This is a genomic window from Candidatus Planktophila versatilis (assembly GCF_002288105.1).
Taxonomy (GTDB): Bacteria; Actinomycetota; Actinomycetes; order Nanopelagicales; family Nanopelagicaceae; genus Planktophila; species Planktophila versatilis.
Genome location: NZ_CP016774.1, coordinates 1,238,195 through 1,255,728 on the forward strand (window position 1 = coordinate 1,238,195; position 17,534 = coordinate 1,255,728).

Annotated in this window: 14 protein-coding genes and 1 tRNA gene; 9 read left to right on the top strand and 6 right to left on the bottom strand. The window is 46.0% G+C overall.

Annotated elements, in window-relative coordinates; all coding sequences use genetic code 11:
• Positions 1-27: 27 nt before the first annotated feature.
• Positions 28-849, bottom strand: coding sequence for a glycosyltransferase family 2 protein (locus A1sIA79_RS06440; protein WP_095675363.1), 822 nt, complete (start codon positions 847-849; stop codon positions 28-30).
• A gap of 47 nt (positions 850-896) precedes the next feature.
• Between A1sIA79_RS06440 and A1sIA79_RS06445 the strand changes: the two genes are divergently transcribed.
• The 6 genes from A1sIA79_RS06445 to A1sIA79_RS06470 all read left to right on the top strand — a co-directional run bounded on the left by A1sIA79_RS06445 (position 897) and on the right by A1sIA79_RS06470 (position 8,582).
• Positions 897-1,769: a sulfotransferase gene (locus A1sIA79_RS06445; protein WP_095675364.1), complete on the top strand. Its 873-nt coding sequence runs from the start codon at positions 897-899 to the stop codon at positions 1,767-1,769.
• A complete protein-coding gene (cysD, locus tag A1sIA79_RS06450; protein ID WP_095675365.1) occupies positions 1,766-2,671 on the top strand; it encodes a sulfate adenylyltransferase subunit CysD in 906 nt (301 codons plus the stop codon). The genes A1sIA79_RS06445 and cysD overlap by 4 nt, the downstream gene beginning before the upstream one ends.
• On the top strand, positions 2,671-4,494 hold the full coding sequence (cysC, locus tag A1sIA79_RS06455; RefSeq protein WP_095675366.1) for an adenylyl-sulfate kinase: 1,824 nt from the start codon (positions 2,671-2,673) through the stop codon (positions 4,492-4,494). Before cysD ends, cysC begins: the two co-directional genes overlap by 1 nt.
• Positions 4,491-5,246, top strand: coding sequence for a sulfite exporter TauE/SafE family protein (locus tag A1sIA79_RS06460; RefSeq protein ID WP_095675367.1), 756 nt, complete (start codon positions 4,491-4,493; stop codon positions 5,244-5,246). The genes cysC and A1sIA79_RS06460 overlap by 4 nt, the downstream gene beginning before the upstream one ends.
• Positions 5,247-5,380: 134 nt before the next feature.
• The gene (locus tag A1sIA79_RS06465) at positions 5,381-6,787 is read left to right on the top strand and encodes an aspartate aminotransferase family protein (protein WP_095675368.1); all 1,407 of its coding nucleotides are present in this window, start codon (positions 5,381-5,383) and stop codon (positions 6,785-6,787) included.
• 430 nt (positions 6,788-7,217) lie between these two features.
• A complete protein-coding gene (locus tag A1sIA79_RS06470) occupies positions 7,218-8,582 on the top strand; it encodes a GMC family oxidoreductase (protein ID WP_095675369.1) in 1,365 nt (454 codons plus the stop codon).
• 27 nt (positions 8,583-8,609) lie between these two features.
• On the opposite strand, the gene A1sIA79_RS06475 is transcribed toward A1sIA79_RS06470, so the two are convergent.
• The 5 genes from A1sIA79_RS06475 to A1sIA79_RS06495 form a co-directional block, all read right to left on the bottom strand.
• On the bottom strand, positions 8,610-9,584 hold the full coding sequence (locus tag A1sIA79_RS06475; protein WP_095675370.1) for a hypothetical protein: 975 nt from the start codon (positions 9,582-9,584) through the stop codon (positions 8,610-8,612).
• Positions 9,585-9,854: 270 nt separating this feature from the next.
• Positions 9,855-9,927, bottom strand: a tRNA-Arg gene (locus tag A1sIA79_RS06480).
• Between the two features lie 83 nt (positions 9,928-10,010).
• Complete coding sequence (locus A1sIA79_RS06485; protein ID WP_095675371.1) at positions 10,011-11,447, bottom strand: GuaB1 family IMP dehydrogenase-related protein; 1,437 nt, start codon at positions 11,445-11,447, stop codon at positions 10,011-10,013.
• A 3-nt stretch (positions 11,448-11,450) separates the two neighbouring features.
• Positions 11,451-12,725: an FAD-dependent oxidoreductase gene (locus tag A1sIA79_RS06490; protein WP_095675372.1), complete on the bottom strand. Its 1,275-nt coding sequence runs from the start codon at positions 12,723-12,725 to the stop codon at positions 11,451-11,453.
• Between the two features lie 22 nt (positions 12,726-12,747).
• Positions 12,748-13,785, bottom strand: coding sequence for a substrate-binding domain-containing protein (locus A1sIA79_RS06495; RefSeq protein ID WP_150122983.1), 1,038 nt, complete (start codon positions 13,783-13,785; stop codon positions 12,748-12,750).
• A 173-nt stretch (positions 13,786-13,958) separates the two neighbouring features.
• Between A1sIA79_RS06495 and A1sIA79_RS06500 the strand changes: the two genes are divergently transcribed.
• Genes A1sIA79_RS06500 through A1sIA79_RS06510 form a run of 3 tightly spaced genes read left to right on the top strand, consistent with a single transcriptional unit; the run spans position 13,959 to position 17,533 of the window.
• A complete protein-coding gene (locus tag A1sIA79_RS06500; protein WP_095675374.1) occupies positions 13,959-14,282 on the top strand; it encodes an L-rhamnose mutarotase in 324 nt (107 codons plus the stop codon).
• 33 nt (positions 14,283-14,315) lie between these two features.
• Complete coding sequence (gene rhaI / locus A1sIA79_RS06505) at positions 14,316-15,482, top strand: L-rhamnose isomerase (protein ID WP_095675375.1); 1,167 nt, start codon at positions 14,316-14,318, stop codon at positions 15,480-15,482.
• A complete protein-coding gene (locus A1sIA79_RS06510; protein ID WP_223298348.1) occupies positions 15,470-17,533 on the top strand; it encodes a bifunctional aldolase/short-chain dehydrogenase in 2,064 nt (687 codons plus the stop codon). The genes rhaI and A1sIA79_RS06510 overlap by 13 nt, the downstream gene beginning before the upstream one ends.
• Position 17,534 lies beyond the last annotated feature (1 nt).

The following is a 17,534-nucleotide window of genomic DNA, read 5'->3' on the forward strand; positions in this document are numbered from 1 at the left end:
GAGGGCGGTTAAACCTAAAATTGGTACTCATAGGAGATTACCTCCAAATACCGGGTGTTTCCATCTTCCGACTACATGTTCATTTGCGCCGTTGAGATACTTGGAATAGTTCGTTGCATAAGTATGGAATGTAAAGGTGCGACGATAAATGTATCCGGCCCCAAAAGTTCTCCAGATTTTTCCACCGTTGTTAGTTACTCCGCTGAGTAAGAACCTGTCGACTGCAGTATTGCCATCTCCAAACCAATGTGCGGCTTCAGCTACTGCACGCTTAGCAAGAATTGTTCCTCCGCAAACCCAATCACTCCATAACTCAACGGCTTGAATCCCGTGAGGTGAAAATCTACGAACGGTTAGCTGCAAGGGTTCGAGATATACATAATTCATCGCCCTACCCACTACATCCGCACCGGTATCAAGGGCTGCATCCAATAAATCTCTTAGGTGCTCAGGTCCGTAATAATCATCATCATCCATCTTTGCGATGAATTCTCCTGACGATGCCTGGGCTAATGAAGAGAGAATTGTGCCAAGGCTACTCTCCCGGTCAAATGTGTCTATGTTTACTGAGATTTTTCGTTTCTCGAGAACTCGAATCAGTTTCTTGTGTGAGGCATTTATTTTAATTGCATGCAGACCAAGTTGTAATTCAAATAAAGGAAGGCTTTGGCTGACTAACTGTTGCAGTAGATTGGTCAGATCATCTGGACGAACCGTAGAAACTAGAACAGAGACTGAAGGGTATTTCTTAACTTTCGACCTTCGCTGCTTACGCAATAGTTCTAGAGCATCAATTTCCTGAGAAAAGCTGGTGAGTTTATCTAGACTCTTAATTGCGGGCTCTGACACAGGGTAAGACTATCAATGTTCAAAACTTGGACTGATAAGATTCTAAAGTGTCTACCGAAGGTAAAATGCCCTCAATAAAGAAGTTTCTCCTTAATGTCAGGGCGCTACTTCCCTATTTCGTAGTCAATTACCTTCGCAAAGCCATCCAAGTGCAATCAAAAATAGTCTTTGTGCTCTCATTCCCCCGCTCTGGCACCCATGCAATTGGCAGTTTGCTCTCAAATGATCAGGTGGGATTTCATTACTACGGTGAATTCTTCATCTTCAATGCATGGAATAAGAATATTGAAAAGATTAATCGCCACTATCCATTCTTTTCATTTAGATATTCACAAAATCTAAAACAGCAACGTAAGAAATGGTCCTATAACAAGTTCGAAACAACATCTCTTGATTCTCGAAAAACCTTGAGTGCAATCAAGAAGATTCCTGGAATTCACGTCATCAAGATATTTCCTCAACACCTTCCTGATAAGGAATTGGAATCACTGATCTCCGAGTTCAAGCCGCACATTATTTTCTTGCGTAGAAATCATCTGGACCGTTTTGTATCGCATAAGAAAGCAAATGCCAGCGGCAAATGGCATACAGCTTCTACTTCTGACTTAGTGATTAATCTTGATGCAAATGAGCTCAAGAGATTTACAAATGACTTTACAGACTTTTATACTCGCTACGTGAAATTCGCTAAAGCGCAAGGTTGCCAGATTCTTGATGTTGATTTCGATGATTTACATAACCCGGAAAAGGTACGAGAGATACAGAGTTTTGCAGCATTTCCTGGCTTCTCAGATTGGGATAAGTTAACTCTTGCGCCGACAACAGTAAAGCAAGATCGCTCGAGCAAGGTTCAAGATGATTTTCTTGTATCAATGGGTAAGAGTCATGCAGACTTCACATTTCCACGAGTGGGCTCATGAGTATAAAGTCACGCATCCTTAAAGAACTCGAAAACGAATCGATAGAGATTTTCCGTGAAACGGCTGTGGGTTTCCGTAAACCGGTCATGATGTATTCAATCGGTAAGGATTCGACGGTACTTCTACACCTTGCTCGTAAAGCTTTCTATCCGGCAGCTATTCCATTCCCATTGCTACATATAGATACCACGTGGAAGTTTAAAGAGATGATTGCTTTTAGAGATCGAGTGGTTGCGCAAACCAATTCGAAACTTATTGTGCATACAAATCAAGCTGGCGTGGATGCAAATATCAACCCATTTACTACTGGAATTTCCGAATACACCCGTGTGATGAAGACTGTTGCCCTACGTGAAGCACTTGATTTCCATGGTTTTGATGCTGCCATTGGTGGTTCACGTAGAGATGAAGAGAAGAGCCGGGCGAAAGAGAGAATCTTTAGCGTTCGAGATCCTGGCCATCGTTGGAATCCGCGCGAACAACGCCCTGAACTGTGGAACACATATAACACTCGGCTAGGCCCAGGGCAGACTATGCGCGTCTTTCCAATTTCTGACTGGACCGAAAATGACATTTGGCATTACATCCTGCAGGAGGGCATTGAAGTAAATCCACTGTACTTCGCCAAAGAACGACCAGTAGTCAAACGTGGTGAACAATTAATAATGGTCGATGATGATCGTTACCCCTTGCAAGATGGTGAAACTCCATTTATGAAGCAGGTTCGCTTTCGCACGCTGGGCTGTTATCCACTCACCGCAGCTGTTGAATCCAATGCTCTCACTATTGAGGATGTCGTTGAAGAAGTCTTGCAAGTAAAGCTTAGTGAACGTGCCACCCGATTAATTGACGGCGATAATGAAGATTCTATGGAGAAGAAGAAGTCCGAGGGGTACTTCTAATGTCCGGTGCAATTGTTCGCCTCTTAACCTGTGGCAGTGTCGATGATGGTAAATCAACTCTCATTGGCCGCCTATTAGTTGAAACAGATAGCATCCCGCACGACACAGTCGGCGCGGCAAGGAAAGTACGTCGCACAGGTTCGACTATCCCTGCTGGAGAAATTGACTTCAGCCTTCTGACTGATGGGCTTGAAGCTGAGCGCGAACAAGGAATTACTATCGATGTCGCTTATCGATCAATGAATCTTTTGGATGGTAAACGACTAATTATCAGCGATGCTCCAGGCCATGAGCAGTACACACGTAACATGGTGGTTGCAGCATCACGTGCAGATATAGCACTGGTTTTAGTTGATGGAATCAAGGGCGTGCGCACACAGACGTTGCGCCACTTAACAATCTGTTCTTTGATGGGCGTTTCCCGAGTAATTGTTGCCATCAATAAATTAGATGCTGTCGGTTTTGATAAGAAAGTCTTTGATGACATCTCAGCCGAGATTCAGAAAACTATCGATCGGCTTGAGCTCACAGATGTTCACATCATCCCGCTGAGTGCGTTGGCGGGCGATAATGTTGTTTTCCGCAGCGAAAATATGAACTGGTATTCAGGAAAAACCCTTATTGAGAGCATCCAAGACTGGAGCGAACCAGTTGACCATGAAGCACGGGGGTTGATGCGGATTCAGATGATTGCTCGAGCTGAAAATTTTCGCGGGGTTTCAGGAACTGTCCGTCGTGGAAGTTTCAGTAAAGGTGATGAAGTTACGATTTTTCCGAGCATGCAGAAGGCAAAGATTTCCTCGATAGTTACCTTTAATGAGGAGAGCGAGCACGCCCCCACTGATTCGGCAGTCACTTTGGTACTAACGCCTGAAGTTGATGCAACCCGTGGAGACATCATTGCCCAGTCAACTGAAGATTTAATACCTTCTGATCGCTTAGCTGCCCACATTGTCTGGCTCAATGAAGAACCCCTCATACATAGTCGTTCTTACTTACTGGTGAGTGGCGCAACCACGACCCCGGCAATTGTTACAAAAATCCGCCACAAGATTGATGTAAATACGGGTGAACATATCTCTTCAGATGTTCTACAGATGAATGAAATTGGCGATGTTGAAGTAGCCACAGATATCCCAGTAGTCATGCGACCTTATACGGATTCGAGAGAATTTGGTAATTTCATTCTTGTCGACCGACTGACCTTAAAAACAGTTGGTGCTGGAATGGTCCGTCACTCTCTTCGACGCGCCTCGAACGTTACGCACCAGGATTATGAAATAACAAAAGCCCAACGTGGGGTCCAAAAGTCTCAGAAAGCGCGCGTAATTTGGCTCACCGGTCTTTCAGGTTCAGGTAAGTCAACAATTGCTAATGCGCTAGAGCAACGGCTGTTTGCTTCAGGTGCTCACGCGTATGTTTTAGATGGTGACAACTTACGATTAGGCCTAAATATGGATCTCGGATTTACACCAGAAGATCGCGCCGAGAATGTGCGACGAGTATCTGAGGTTGCAAAGCTAATGGTTGATGCTGGCCTTATTGTCATTACCGCTCTGGTGAGTCCATTTGAGGTCGACCGACAGCGCGCAAAGAGTATCTTTGACGATGGTGAGTTCCTGGAAGTTTTTGTTGATACACCAGTTGAAACATGTCGTTCCCGAGATCCAAAAGGTTTATATAAGAAATCTGCTGCTGGACAGATTCCAAACTTCACTGGTGTGGGACAAGACTATGAAAGACCTCTCGCTCCAGATTTGCACCTTGATGGAACCGCGTCAGTTGCAGACAATGTGGAGAAAATAATTAAGATTCTGTTATGAATTGGCTTCTCTTTGCCCTCGTAGGGTCAGCAGCTCAGTTAATTGATGGCTCTCTGGGAATGGGTTTTGGACTCACAAGTTCGACTCTCTTGGTCACGCTAGGGGCATCTGCAGTGGTTGCCTCTACCGCTGTTCATATCGCTGAAATTGGTACGACTCTCGCATCCGGTGCTTCTCACTGGCATGCTGAGAATATAGATAAGAAGATTCTTCTCAGGTTGGCTATTCCAGGAGGAATTGGCGCGTTCTTAGGGGCCACATTCCTTACATTTATTGATCTATCTAGTTCAAAGATATTCATTTCCACCCTCTTACTTTTCTTGGGTTTCTTACTTCTCTATCGCAATGTATTTAAGACCGAACCACAAACTAATTTGTTGGAGATAAAAAATCCGCGTTTTCTCACCTACCTTGGTTTCACTGGTGGATTTGTTGATGCATCAGGTGGTGGAGGTTGGGGCCCAATTGTTACGCCAACTCTGATGACAACGACAACGACTGAACCTCGTAAAGTTATCGGAACAGTGAGTGCAGCAGAATTTGTCGTTGCACTTTCTGCTTCTGCCGGATTCTTGGCACAGATTGGGCGCATTGATATTAATTGGTCAACAGTTGGCGGATTGGCACTTGGTGGAGTCATTGCCGCCCCAGTTGCAGCGCGCCTAGTTGGCCGTTTACCCGCAAAGTATCTTGGAATTATCGTGGCGGTAGGAATTATTGTTTTGAATGCAATCCAGATAATTCGTGCGTAAAACTCGCTGAAACACGCATTAGTTGCAAGTTTTCACCACTTCATAGATAATTGGGTTGCGTTCATTCGCAAAACCAAAGGAGAGTACTTCTCAAACGGTTTCTAAATCAGAAACATTTGCCGTACAGCTTTACAATGACTACACAAGCAGCGATCCAATCGCAACATGCAGCAACACACCGATACGTACCGTCCACATCAACTCCAGTTTCGCCAGAAAAAGTAGCTTCTGTACTTAAGGCTGAATGGGAATTATTCACACAAGGCACCAAAGCATCTGAGACTGAGAGCAAGCGGGCATTTAACTCACTGCCACTTGGCGTCACCTCTAGCTTCCAGCACTGGGATCCCTACCCAATCTCCATCTCATCGGCCAAGGGCGCATATATGACCGATGTCGACGGTCGCCAATTACTCGACCTCTCTATGGGCTTTGGCGCAATGCTCGCCGGCCACCTGAACCCAATTGTGATTGAAGAGATTGAAGCCTCCCTGAAACAAGGCATGCTCTTTGTGACTCCCTCCCCAACCTCAACTGATGCAGCAGAGCGAATCTGTAAGCGCTTTGGAATCGACCAAGTTCGATTTACCAATTCAGGCACCGAATCAACGATGTATGCCGTCCGAGTTGCCCGCTCTGCGACCCAGAAGATGGGCATTCTAAAAATTGAGGGTGGCTACCACGGTAGCTATGACCCATTTGTAGTTTCTTCCAAGCCACCGGTTGCAGAAGCTGGAGACGCTGAAGAGCCAACTCCTTATATTGATTCAAATCTGGTGCCCGGAGATATCTATGTCGTTCCATTTAATAACATTGAAGCCCTCGAGCGTATGTTTGCAAGCAACGCAAATAAAATTGCCTGCTTCATCGTCGAGCCTGTTCTAGAGAACATTGCAATTGTTCTTCCTGATGCAGGTTATCTCGAGCGAGTTCGTGAACTCTGCGATCAATACAACGTCATCCTGATCTTTGATGAAGTGAAAACTGGACTCACAGCGGGTGCACACGGTGCATCTGCTCGACTCGGCGTAAAGCCAGATCTCATCACTCTTGCAAAATCTATAGGTGGCGGACTTCCACTTGCCGCCTTCGGTGGCAAGAAGAAATACATGGACTTTGTCAGCAACGGAAAAATGGCACACTTTGGAACATTTAACGGTAACCCGCTTGCAATGGCGGGTGTCCGTGCCATAGATCGTATTTGTACCGATGAGGCACTCGCAGCAGCTGAAGAGTTGAACCTGCAAGCACTAACTCGCATCGGTCAGATTATCGATGAATACCAACTTCCAGCACATACTGTCGGTTTTGGTGTGAAGGGCTGCGTTACCTGGTCAACAACACCAGTTCGCAACTATCGTGACTACAAAGCAACTGACTTTGGTATCGCAGAAGCACATTGGTTATTCGCCCTCAACCGCGGAATCATCACTCCGCCAGGACTTGATGAGCAATGGTTAATTTCACTGGCACATGGCCAGGCTGAAATTGATTTACTTGTTGAAGATTTCCGAGAGTTTGCTAAAGCAATAAGAGCGTAAAGAAGAAAAGCCCCAAGTGTGAAAGGCACTCGAGGCTTAACTTGTGCGCGCGAAGGGATTCGAACCCCTAACCTTCTGATCCGTAGTTTCTCTTCACGCTGGTCTCAGCGTATCTCTAAGTATCTAGTTCTTCGTTCTTTTGCCGCAATTAAGCGTGGAGACGCTCTCACTGGTTCTCCAAGTTTCAGGCTTAATCTGTGTGATTGAAAGCAATTTGAAAGCAAAGATTTAAACAAAGTTTTTTGCTATCTGAGTGGAGAAGTATCTCCACCCCAATGAGTAGAAACATGAATGCAACATAGCAGGTGCATTCTCAACCATCGGACCAGAGTTCGATTTGTTGCTCACAGGACACGACGACAAATACCTCAACAGGCTTGGATGAATATCCAACTTTTCCAGATGCAACAGGGTGGAATACAATCATTGCATGATACAAAACCTAGTTTTAGGCGCTGGGCCCGTAGGGATAGTAGTTACAGAGCGACTCGCGGCAGCAGGCTGCGAAGTAGTAACTGTCGATTCGGGGCAAGGATTGCCAGCGCTTCGCGCGTCAACGGTTGTAAATTCAAATGTCGACTTCAAAAATGTACGTGAAATGCCAAGCCTTTTTGGTGGGTCAAAATTTCATTGGGGTGGTGCGTGCATGGGATTTCCATTGAAAGACCTCAGTCGTCCCTCACCCGATTCTCTAATGTGGTCAAATATGGAGCCTGGCTACAAAATTGTTTCCGAGATGCTTGAAATCAATGGATTCGATTTCATAAAGAATGTCCCGGTTGAGAATAATCCATCTAGCGATTCAAATTTTGATTCCCAAGTATTCGAACTTTGCTACGCATACGTTGTAAAAGATTCAAAAATGAAGAAAAATTCTAAAAACTTAAAGTCAAGCCCAGGTGTCAAATTTATAAAGAACGCAATTGCGCTGAGTTTAGAGGATTCAGGCGAATTTGTAACTGTGCGCATGATTCGATTCGGCGAAACAGATGAGTTTGAAGTTCGCGCCAAACGTGTCTTCGTGTGCTTAGGAACCATTGAGACTACAAGACTTCTAATGAATTCCGTGAAATCGACGGAAAATGGGGATTTAGCAGCCCTTGGTAGAAATCTGTCAGATCACCTCACTATTAAATTAGGATCTGTTAAATTCTCGGGATTGTTTCAATGGGCGCCACTAATTGATTATTCGGAAAATCAGGATGGCTCGCGCCTTTGGCCTAGATGGTCTATTTCAAATCAGCCCAAAGAATTTGACTCTCTTCGAGGTTTTATTTATTTTACTAATATAAACCACGGTGGGCCTCGAGTATCCTTCCGAAATCCACGTGGTGACTCTGAATTTTATGGGATGAAGAGTAACGGTGACTCAAGTAAAGGGTCTGTCGAAGCTGACATAAACCTATTTATTGAATCGCCAAACAGTCCGGAGAGAGGTATCAGTCTGGAAACGGACGAAGGCTTCACTCCTAGAATTCCAGGAATTAGAATCGATTTTGACATCTCATCTGATGAATGGAATTTAATTATTCGATACGGAAAGTGGTTACTCTCTTGTATTGATGCTATGCCGGGAGTGGAAAACGTTGTTCAAAGGCAAGGCCTGAATATTGAAGATCTGCAGACAAGTAATCACCCCAGTGGCACCCACCCGGCAGAAATTTCTTCATTGCCAAACGTGTATCCAATCAGTGCTGGGATCTTACCTCGGGCTTCTGCGACCCACCCCACCATGGCGACGCTTGCTATAGCGGTTGTTACCGTAGATAAGCTGCTCGGTCGGAAGCACTTATAAGATTTTGGACCTGACCCTAGTTTTGAGTTAATTCTTAAAGTTGCGTATGAATCGAATACCTTTTATGAGCATTTTTCCCCCTGGTACGGAAACAATTAGCTTTCGAGCTTTTCGAAAAATCCGCGGGATAATCAAATGAGATTGATCCCAGCAGGAAAGTTGTTCGAAAACAATTGCTTCATCAATTGAAGGAAATGCCATTTCCTTGGAAAAAATCAACTTGCGGAGGCCAAGCATTAAGCCAATTCGTTTCCACTCATCCATGCTGCTCAGTGGCGAGCTCCGAGTAAGGGAGCCATCTGATCCAATTGATTCAAAAGATTCCCCTAGCACGCCTTTTGCGTAGTCTACTGTACGTGTAGAAACAAAATTGGAATCGCGCACGAGCCTACCAAAAGTTGAAAGCACAAAACCACCAGCCTTATTTGGATTCTTACTTCCCCAAATAATATACGCACGTAACCGAGAATCAAGAAAAATCCAGGGGAAGGAGTCCGAAAGCGACCATGGGGAAATGCGAAACAATTTTCGGTTAGCGACATAAGACATCAAGGCAGTCCCGTGGTAGTAGTAAAGCCCGTGTTTAATGAATACAACCGCCGGTTTAAGGTCTTTTATGTCGTCAAGCCAGGGAATTAACACAGAGTCCTCGAGGACATTAAATTGAATCTGATAAAGCCATTCGAGTGATTTTAACTCGGATTGAATCATTGAAATGGGAGTGTCAACAAGAATCGAGGCTGGCTTACCTTTAGTTAGAATTGTGGACAACATTTGAAAAACTTCTCCTGTTGGGAGACTGCAGAGCAGTATGGAATCGGAAATAAAATCTTGGGGTAATTCCGAAATGTTCGAGAAACATTCAATCGCTTCATGTCCCGGGACGCTACTTGGTTTTCTCCTCACAATAGCAATGTCTTCAGGGCTTACTCCACAACCAATGAGTGCTGGAAGTACGTCATTTTGAACTCGCCAACCAGCGCCCAGCACGAGTATTTTCATTACGCTACACCCACTAACCTTAAAAGTATTTCGTAGAGTAACTGCATAATTTGTCTCCCGAGATTTGATTTATTTTGCGTCACACCAGATAGTTAGAGTTTCACAGATGAGCGAAGTCTCATATGCTCAGCATAGTCATTTCAGAATACCTAAGGCACATCGCTTGCCTGAAATTGATTTACTTGTTGAGAATTTCCACAAGTTTGCGAATGCATTCAGAGGTTGAAAAAGAAAAGCCCCCGGTGTGAAAGGCACCGATAGCTTAACTTGTGCGCGCGAAGGGATTCGAACCCCTAACCTTCTGATCCGTAGTCAGATGCTCTATCCGTTGAGCTACGCACGCCTATTAAATTGTGTATTGCGAAAACGAATACTACAGGCTTTTCTCGCTACTGAAAAACGCTTAAAACGAGCAGAAATTAATGCTTAACTGCGCCAACTTTGATTCAGTGGGCGTCCCTCTGCATAACCAGAGGCAGATTGAATTCCCACAACCGCGCGGTCTGCAAACTCTTCTAGGTTCTTAGCACCTGCGTACGTGCAAGAAGAACGAAGTCCAGAAATGATTTCATCGATGAGGTCTTCAACTCCTGGACGAATTGGATCAAGGAACATTCGGGAAGATGAGATGCCTTCTTCAAAAAGTGATTTCCGGGCGCGATCAAATGCATCTTCCTGTGAAGTGCGGGCACTAACCGCGCGCTTTGATGCCATTCCAAATGATTCTTTATATGCACGCCCTGAACTATCACGCATCAGATCTCCAGGTGATTCATATGTGCCAGCAAACCAAGAACCAATCATTACTTGCGATGCACCTGCCGCGAGCGCCAGTGCAACATCGCGAGGATGGCGAACTCCGCCATCGGCCCAGACGTGTGCACCTAACTTTTTTGCCTCGGTAGCACATTCAAGAACTGCTGAAAACTGTGGTCGGCCAACACCTGTCTGCATGCGCGTTGTGCACATGGCACCTGGTCCAACTCCGACCTTAATAATGTCAGCGCCAGCTGCAACCAAGTCGCGAACACCATCGGCGGTAACAACATTGCCGGCAACGATTGGTACCCCAAGGTTTAGTTTCTTAATGCTCTGCAGCGCTTCGATCATCTTCTTCTGATGACCATGGGCGGTATCAACGACAAGTACGTCAGCTCCTGCCGCAACTAACTTTGCCGCTTTATCAGCTACATCGCCATTAATACCAACGGCTGCCGCAATACGTAATCTGTTCTTCTTATCAATTGCTGGCGAATATAACGTTGCGCGTAGTGCACCCACTTTGGTAACTATTCCAACGAGGTCACCTTTTGCCGAAACTACTGGGGCGACAGTGCGCAGGCGCTCATGCAGGAAGTCAAACGCCTGACGCGGATCTAAGGTCTCGGGCATGCTTGTTAGCTCTTGCGTCATGACCTGGCTGAGTTGAGTAAAGCGATCAACGCCCGCTAAATCTTCCTCAGTCACGATTCCCACAGGCTTTGTGCCATCGACGATGATGATGGCCCCATGTGCTCGCTTATGAATAAGTGATGCTGCATCAGCCACAGTCTCTTTGAGAGTCAGCGTGATGGGAGTTTCAAAAAATGTATGGCGAGCTTTCACCGATGCAATGACCTCTGCAACAACCGGAATTGGAATATCTTGCGGAATGACAACTAGGCCACCACGTCTTGCCACTGTCTCTGCCATTCGGCGGCCGGCAATTGCTGTCATATTTGCAACAACAAGCGGGATTGTTGTACCACTACCATCGCGTGAAGAAAGGTCTACCTCTAAACGGCTAGTAAGTTCGGAATGGCTTGGAACCATAAATACATCGTCGTAAGTCAGATCATAAATCGGCTGGTTGATAAATCGCACGTACTACAGCCTACCGAGTCTTAAGAGCTCCTCGCGATCAACGGCCTTGCGACGCGGTTTACCCAGCGGTTCACCTGCTGCTACTTCAGCCTGATTTATTACCTGCCAATGAGCTTGGGTGACAACTCTGTTATGTGTAATTACATCGGTGATATCACCCGCGCTCTTGGGAGTAGTTAAATCATCGACTAGTAATTTCATGACATCTGCTGCATCTGATTTATTGGTACCAATCACACCTGACGGACCACGCTTAGCCCAACCAACAACATAGACGTTCTCATGTACTCGACCATCAGTATTTACTACCTTGCCCTTCTCATAGGGCACACCCGCTAGCGCTGTTGCTTCATAACCAATGGCGGTAATCACGAGGCCGCACTTGATGCTAAATATCTCATCACTGCCCGTCTTCTGAAATACAACCTCTTCAACGCGGCCAGCGCCTTTAATCTCAATAGGGGTGGCTAGAAATTGGAAGGTAATCGTGCGCTCGTGGTTGGTCGCTTCTTTTTCAGCAATCAACAACATGGCATCAAGATTGCTCTTCACATCTTTTGCAGGTTCATCTCCTGCACGCGAAATAGCATCAGAAATATCTGACTTATTCATTATCACATTGGTATGTTCAAGTTTTGGCAGATCACGTAGCTCAGGTGATGTGAAGGCGGCATGCTCAGCTCCGCGGCGAGCGCTGATGACTACCTTGCGCACGGCGCTTGCTTTAAATGAATCAATTGCGTGATCTGCAGTATCAGTTGGATCAAGTTCACTGGGTTCAAGCGCCAAGATGCGCGCCACATCCATGGCCACATTGCCAGCGCCGATGACAACGGCTGTATCGCAACTCAAATCAATAGTGTGATCTTTGAAATCTGGGTGGGAGTTATACCAAGGCACGAAGGTGGCCGCAGACATGGAGCCTGGTAGATCTTCTCCAGGAATGCCAAGCTTCTTGCCAACTGCAGACCCGGTAGCGATTATGACCGCGTCGTACTTCTCTTTGAGTTGTTCAATCGTCAGATCTGAGCCGAGTTCAACATTTGCAAATAGCCTAAAGCCTGGTTCCACAGCAATTTTCTCAAATACTTTCGATACGGTCTTAATTTTTGGATGATCCGGGGCCACACCACTACGCACTAAACCCCAAGGCGTTGGTAAACGTTCAATCATGTCAATAGAAAATTGAAGTTCATCGCTCTGCAAGTTTTGCAGAGCTTGGGCTGCAAAGTAGCCAGCAGGACCCGCGCCGACGATTGCTACCTTAAATCTTGACATCGATGCCCAGTTTCTTACTCAGTTAGGAAATTCGCAAATTTGCACGGTGGGATTTAGTAGGGGCGGTAGAAGAACGAACTACTAAACGTGGCTGGAATTCAATGCGTTGATGAACATGGCGCTCGGGGTTTTCGCACTCTGAAATAATCAATTCAGCCGCTGCAAAACCGAGTTCATAAGCGGGTTGTGATATTGAAGTGAGGGGAACGTTGGCGCTGCCCGCAAAATCTATATCGTCATATCCGATAACAGAGACATCTTCTGGAACCGCAATATTTTTTTCGCGCAAGGCGCGGATGGCACCGAGTGCGATCAAGTCATTGCCACAGATGATTCCTGTGAAATCAACACCTGATTCAATCTTCTTCATCATCGCATCGTATGCATTTGAAGCGCTCATAGAATCCAGGCGAAGTTCCATAATCTGAGGGAGTTGGTTAGCCGGGATTTCTTTCATAGAATCTCTAATTCCGGTGTTGCGATCGGCAACTTGTGGAATATCTTCACTTCCGGTGAGCAATAAAATTTTGCGGTGCCCTAGTTCGTGTAGGTGAGTGAGCGCCAGCGAACCACCATATGAATCGTTTACTGCAACGCTACATGCTTGCAAACCGAGCGCAGGACGATCAACTAGAGCCAAGCGAATTCCCTTTTCGGCAACTTTTGCCAGAGCCCTAATAGTCTCTCTGGCTGGTGTAATCAAAATTCCCTCTACATTTTGAGCGCTGAGTACCTCTAAATACTGGCTCTCTTTATCAGTGCTCTCATCTGTATTACATAAAATCACAACATACTTTGCGGCAAAGGCAGCATCGTTTACACCCATGGCTAGCGCGGTGAAGAATGGATTAGAAATGTCAGGGACAATTAATCCAATGACGCGATTTCGTCCAGCGCGCAGATTGCGGGCGGATGCATTCGGAACAAAGCCCATTTCTTCAATAACTTTTTGCACTTTACGCAGAGTCAGTGGTGCCAATACCTCTGGGCGATTAATCGCATTAGAGACGGTGCCCAAAGAGACGCCGGCGGCTTTGGCCACATCTCTGATACTTGCCACAAAGATCTCCCTAGAATTGAACAAAATCTATTGAACACTTGAAACGATACAGGATTTAGAGCGAGTCTGGCTACTTTGCCTTTTGAACAGATTCTCTTTTCGCGCTCAATTGACGCCCTTAAACTCAATGAATAGCCTTAGCTAACTGCTTAAAACGGTTCAAGGAGAATTCTATGGAGAGAGTCGCATTTCGTCTCAAAGTACGTAAAGAGATGATGAATGAGTATGTGCGCAGACATACAGAAGTCTGGCCCGAGATGCTCGACGCTCTTCGCTCTACTGGTTGGACCAACTACTCCATCTTCCTCGATCGTGCTGATGGCTCACTTTTTGGATATTTCGAAACACTTAATTTAGAGGCGGCGCTAGCAGGGATGGGAAAGACTGAGATTAACGAGAAATGGCAGAAAGATATGGCACCATTCTTTGAAAATCTTGAAGGCGTTAATGCAGATCAGGGATTTATCAAGCTTGAGCAAGTCTTTTTTCTTCAATAAATTCTATTACATCCACTACTAGAGGAGCACGGCATGGCATCAAAGGCGGACGTTAAGAAAGTTCTTGACCGACTACAAATCGAAACTCCATCATGGGCATACGGAAATTCTGGAACACGATTTAAAGTTTTTGGTCAACCGGGTGTTCCTCGTGACCCTTTTGAAAAAGTAGAAGATGCCGCCCAGGTACATAAGTACACCGGTGCTGCTCACAGCGTTGCCCTACACATTCCTTGGGACAAGGTTGAGGATTACGCAAAATTTGCCAAGCACGCAAAAGATCTAGGTGTGGTGCTTGGAACAATTAACTCCAATACCTTCCAAGACGATGATTACAAGCTGGGGTCAGTCTGTCATCCCGATAAGAAGATTCGCGAGAAAGCAGTCCGCCACCTTCTAGAGTGCATTGAAATCATGGATATCACTGGGTCACAAGATTTGAAGTTGTGGTTTGCAGATGGCACCAACTATCCGGGCCAAGACAACATCAGCTCTCGTCAAGATCGTTTATCTGAATCACTTCACGAAACTTATAGTCACCTCAAAGGCAATCAGAGAATGCTTGTTGAATACAAGTTCTTTGAGCCTTCTTTCTACACCACTGATATTCCTGACTGGGGAACTTCCTACGCTCACTGTCTACAACTTGGCGAGCGCGCAATGGTCTGCGTTGATACTGGACACCATGCTCCTGGAACAAATATTGAATTCATCGTGGCCTTCTTACTTCGAGCAAAGAAGCTTGGTGCATTCGATTTCAATTCACGTTTCTACGCTGATGATGATTTGATTGTTGGAGCCGCAGATCCATTCCAGTTATTCCGCATTCTGCACGAAGTCAACATCAACGGCGGATTCGATGTCGGAACGCCCGTTTCATTTGTGCTAGATCAATGCCACAACATCGAGGCGAAAATTCCTGGGCAAATTCGCTCAATTCTCAATGTTCAAGAGGCTGCTGCAAAGGCGCTATTAGTTGACCAGGGTGCACTTGAAGCTGCGCAAGCTGCAGGTGATGTGCTTGAGGCAAACGGTGTCCTGATGGATGCCTATAACACTGATGTCCGTCCACTTCTTGAAGAGTGGCGCAGCGATAAGGGAATTGATCCCAATCCTATGAAGGCATTTAAAGCCTCTGGTTATCTAAAGAAAATTGCTGATTCACGAGTCGGCGGCAATCAAGCTGGGTGGGGTGCATAATTAAAAAGCTATCTGAGTTAACTCCTGCAGTTAACGAACTGATTTCTCGTTCTAATCGTTTAGGTGCCGACCCAAAAGTAACTAACTATGCCGGTGGCAATACCTCTGCGAAGGCAACGATTACTGATCCAATTTCCGGTAAGCCAACCTCGCTTATCTTTGTCAAGGGTTCCGGTGGTGATCTCGGTACTCTCAAAGAAGAAGGAATAGCAGTTTTATATACCGATAAAGTTCATGAGCTTAAAAATGTTTATCCTGGTGAGCAACGCGAGGATGAAATGGTTGCACTATTTGACTACTGCCTCTTTGGTAAAGGTGGAGCAGCGCCGAGCATTGATACCTCGATGCACGGTTTGGTTGATAAGTTACATGTTGATCATTTACATCCAGATTCAATCATTGCCTTTGCCACCTCCGCCGATGGTCCTGCTATCACCAAAAAATGTTTTGGGGATGAAATTCTCTGGGTGGATTGGCGCCGACCTGGGTTTCAACTTGGATTGGATATCGCAAAGATTGCCGCAGAGAACCCGAACGCTAAAGGGTGCATTCTTGGTGGCCATGGCTTAACAACATGGGCTGATACTTCTGATGAGTGCGAGAAGCGCTCACTTGATGCCATAAAGAAGGCAGAAGATTTCATTAAGGCAAATGGCAAATCAGAACCATTTGGTGCAAGTATCGCTAAGTACAAGGCGCTTGCGGAAGCAGAACGTAGGGCACGCGCCGCACAACTCTCTCCAATACTGCGAGGCGTGGCTTCACAGGATGCACGCATGGTTGGTCACTTCACCGACTCAGATGTAGTTTTAGATTTCATCGCCAGCCAGTCACTGCAAAAACTCGCTGCCTTAGGCACATCATGTCCTGATCACTTCTTACGTACCAAGGTCTCCCCTATGGTCCTTGATACAGAGCCAGGTGCTGATCTTGAGCAAGTAACCGCTCGTATTCGCACTTTGCATGAGGAGTATCGCGCGAGTTACTCGGCTTACTACAACCGTCATGCAACCAAGGAATCTCCGGCAATACGTGGGGCAGATCCACTAATTATTCTGGTTCCAGGAATCGGCATGTTTTCTTACGGCAAAGATAAGCAGACAGCTCGTGTTGCAGGAGAGTTTTATGTCAACGCCATCAATGTGATGCGTGGAGCTGAAGCTCTCTCAACATATGCACCAATCTCAGAACTCGAAAAGTTTCGCATCGAATACTGGGATCTTGAAGAAGCAAAGCTTCGTCGCATGCCTAAGCCAAAGGCACTTGCCGGACAAATCGCAATTGTGACAGGTGGTGCATCAGGAATCGGACGCGCAATTGTTCAGCGCTACTTTGATGAGGGTGCTTGTGTTGCAATTGCAGACCGCGATCTAGAAGGTGCAAAGAAGCTCATAGCTGAAATGGGTAATTCTGAGCGATTACTCGCCGTGGGTGTCGATGTCACACTTGAAGATCAAGTTGCTGCTGCAGTAAATGCCACAACACTGGCATTCGGTGGAATAGATATCTTGGTCAACAATGCCGGGCTCTCACTCTCTAAATCTTTAGTTGATACAACTGTTAGTGACTGGGATCTTCAACATAATGTGATGGCTCGTGGTTCATTCTTATTCTCACGCGAAGTTGCAAAGGCAATGATTGTGCAGAAGATGGCTGGAAATATTCTCTACATTGCTTCAAAGAATGCCGTCTTTGCCGGTCCTAACAATGTTGCATACGGCGCGACCAAGGCAGATCAAGCTCATCAAGTGAGACTGCTAGCTGCTGAGCTCGGTGAGTATGGAATTCGGGTTAATGGAATTAACCCAGACGGTGTTGTGCAAGGTTCTGGAATTTTCGCTAGTGGATGGGGCGCAAATCGCGCTGCCGTCTATGGCGTTGAAGAAGAGAAGCTTGGTGCGTTCTATGCCCAGCGCAGCATCTTAAAACTTGAGGTCCTTCCATCACACATTGCTGCAGCGGCATTTGCATTTGTTGCAGGAGATTTACCACTGACAACAGGGTCACATATCCCGGTTGATAGCGGTGTAGCGAGTGCATTCCTGCGCTAAC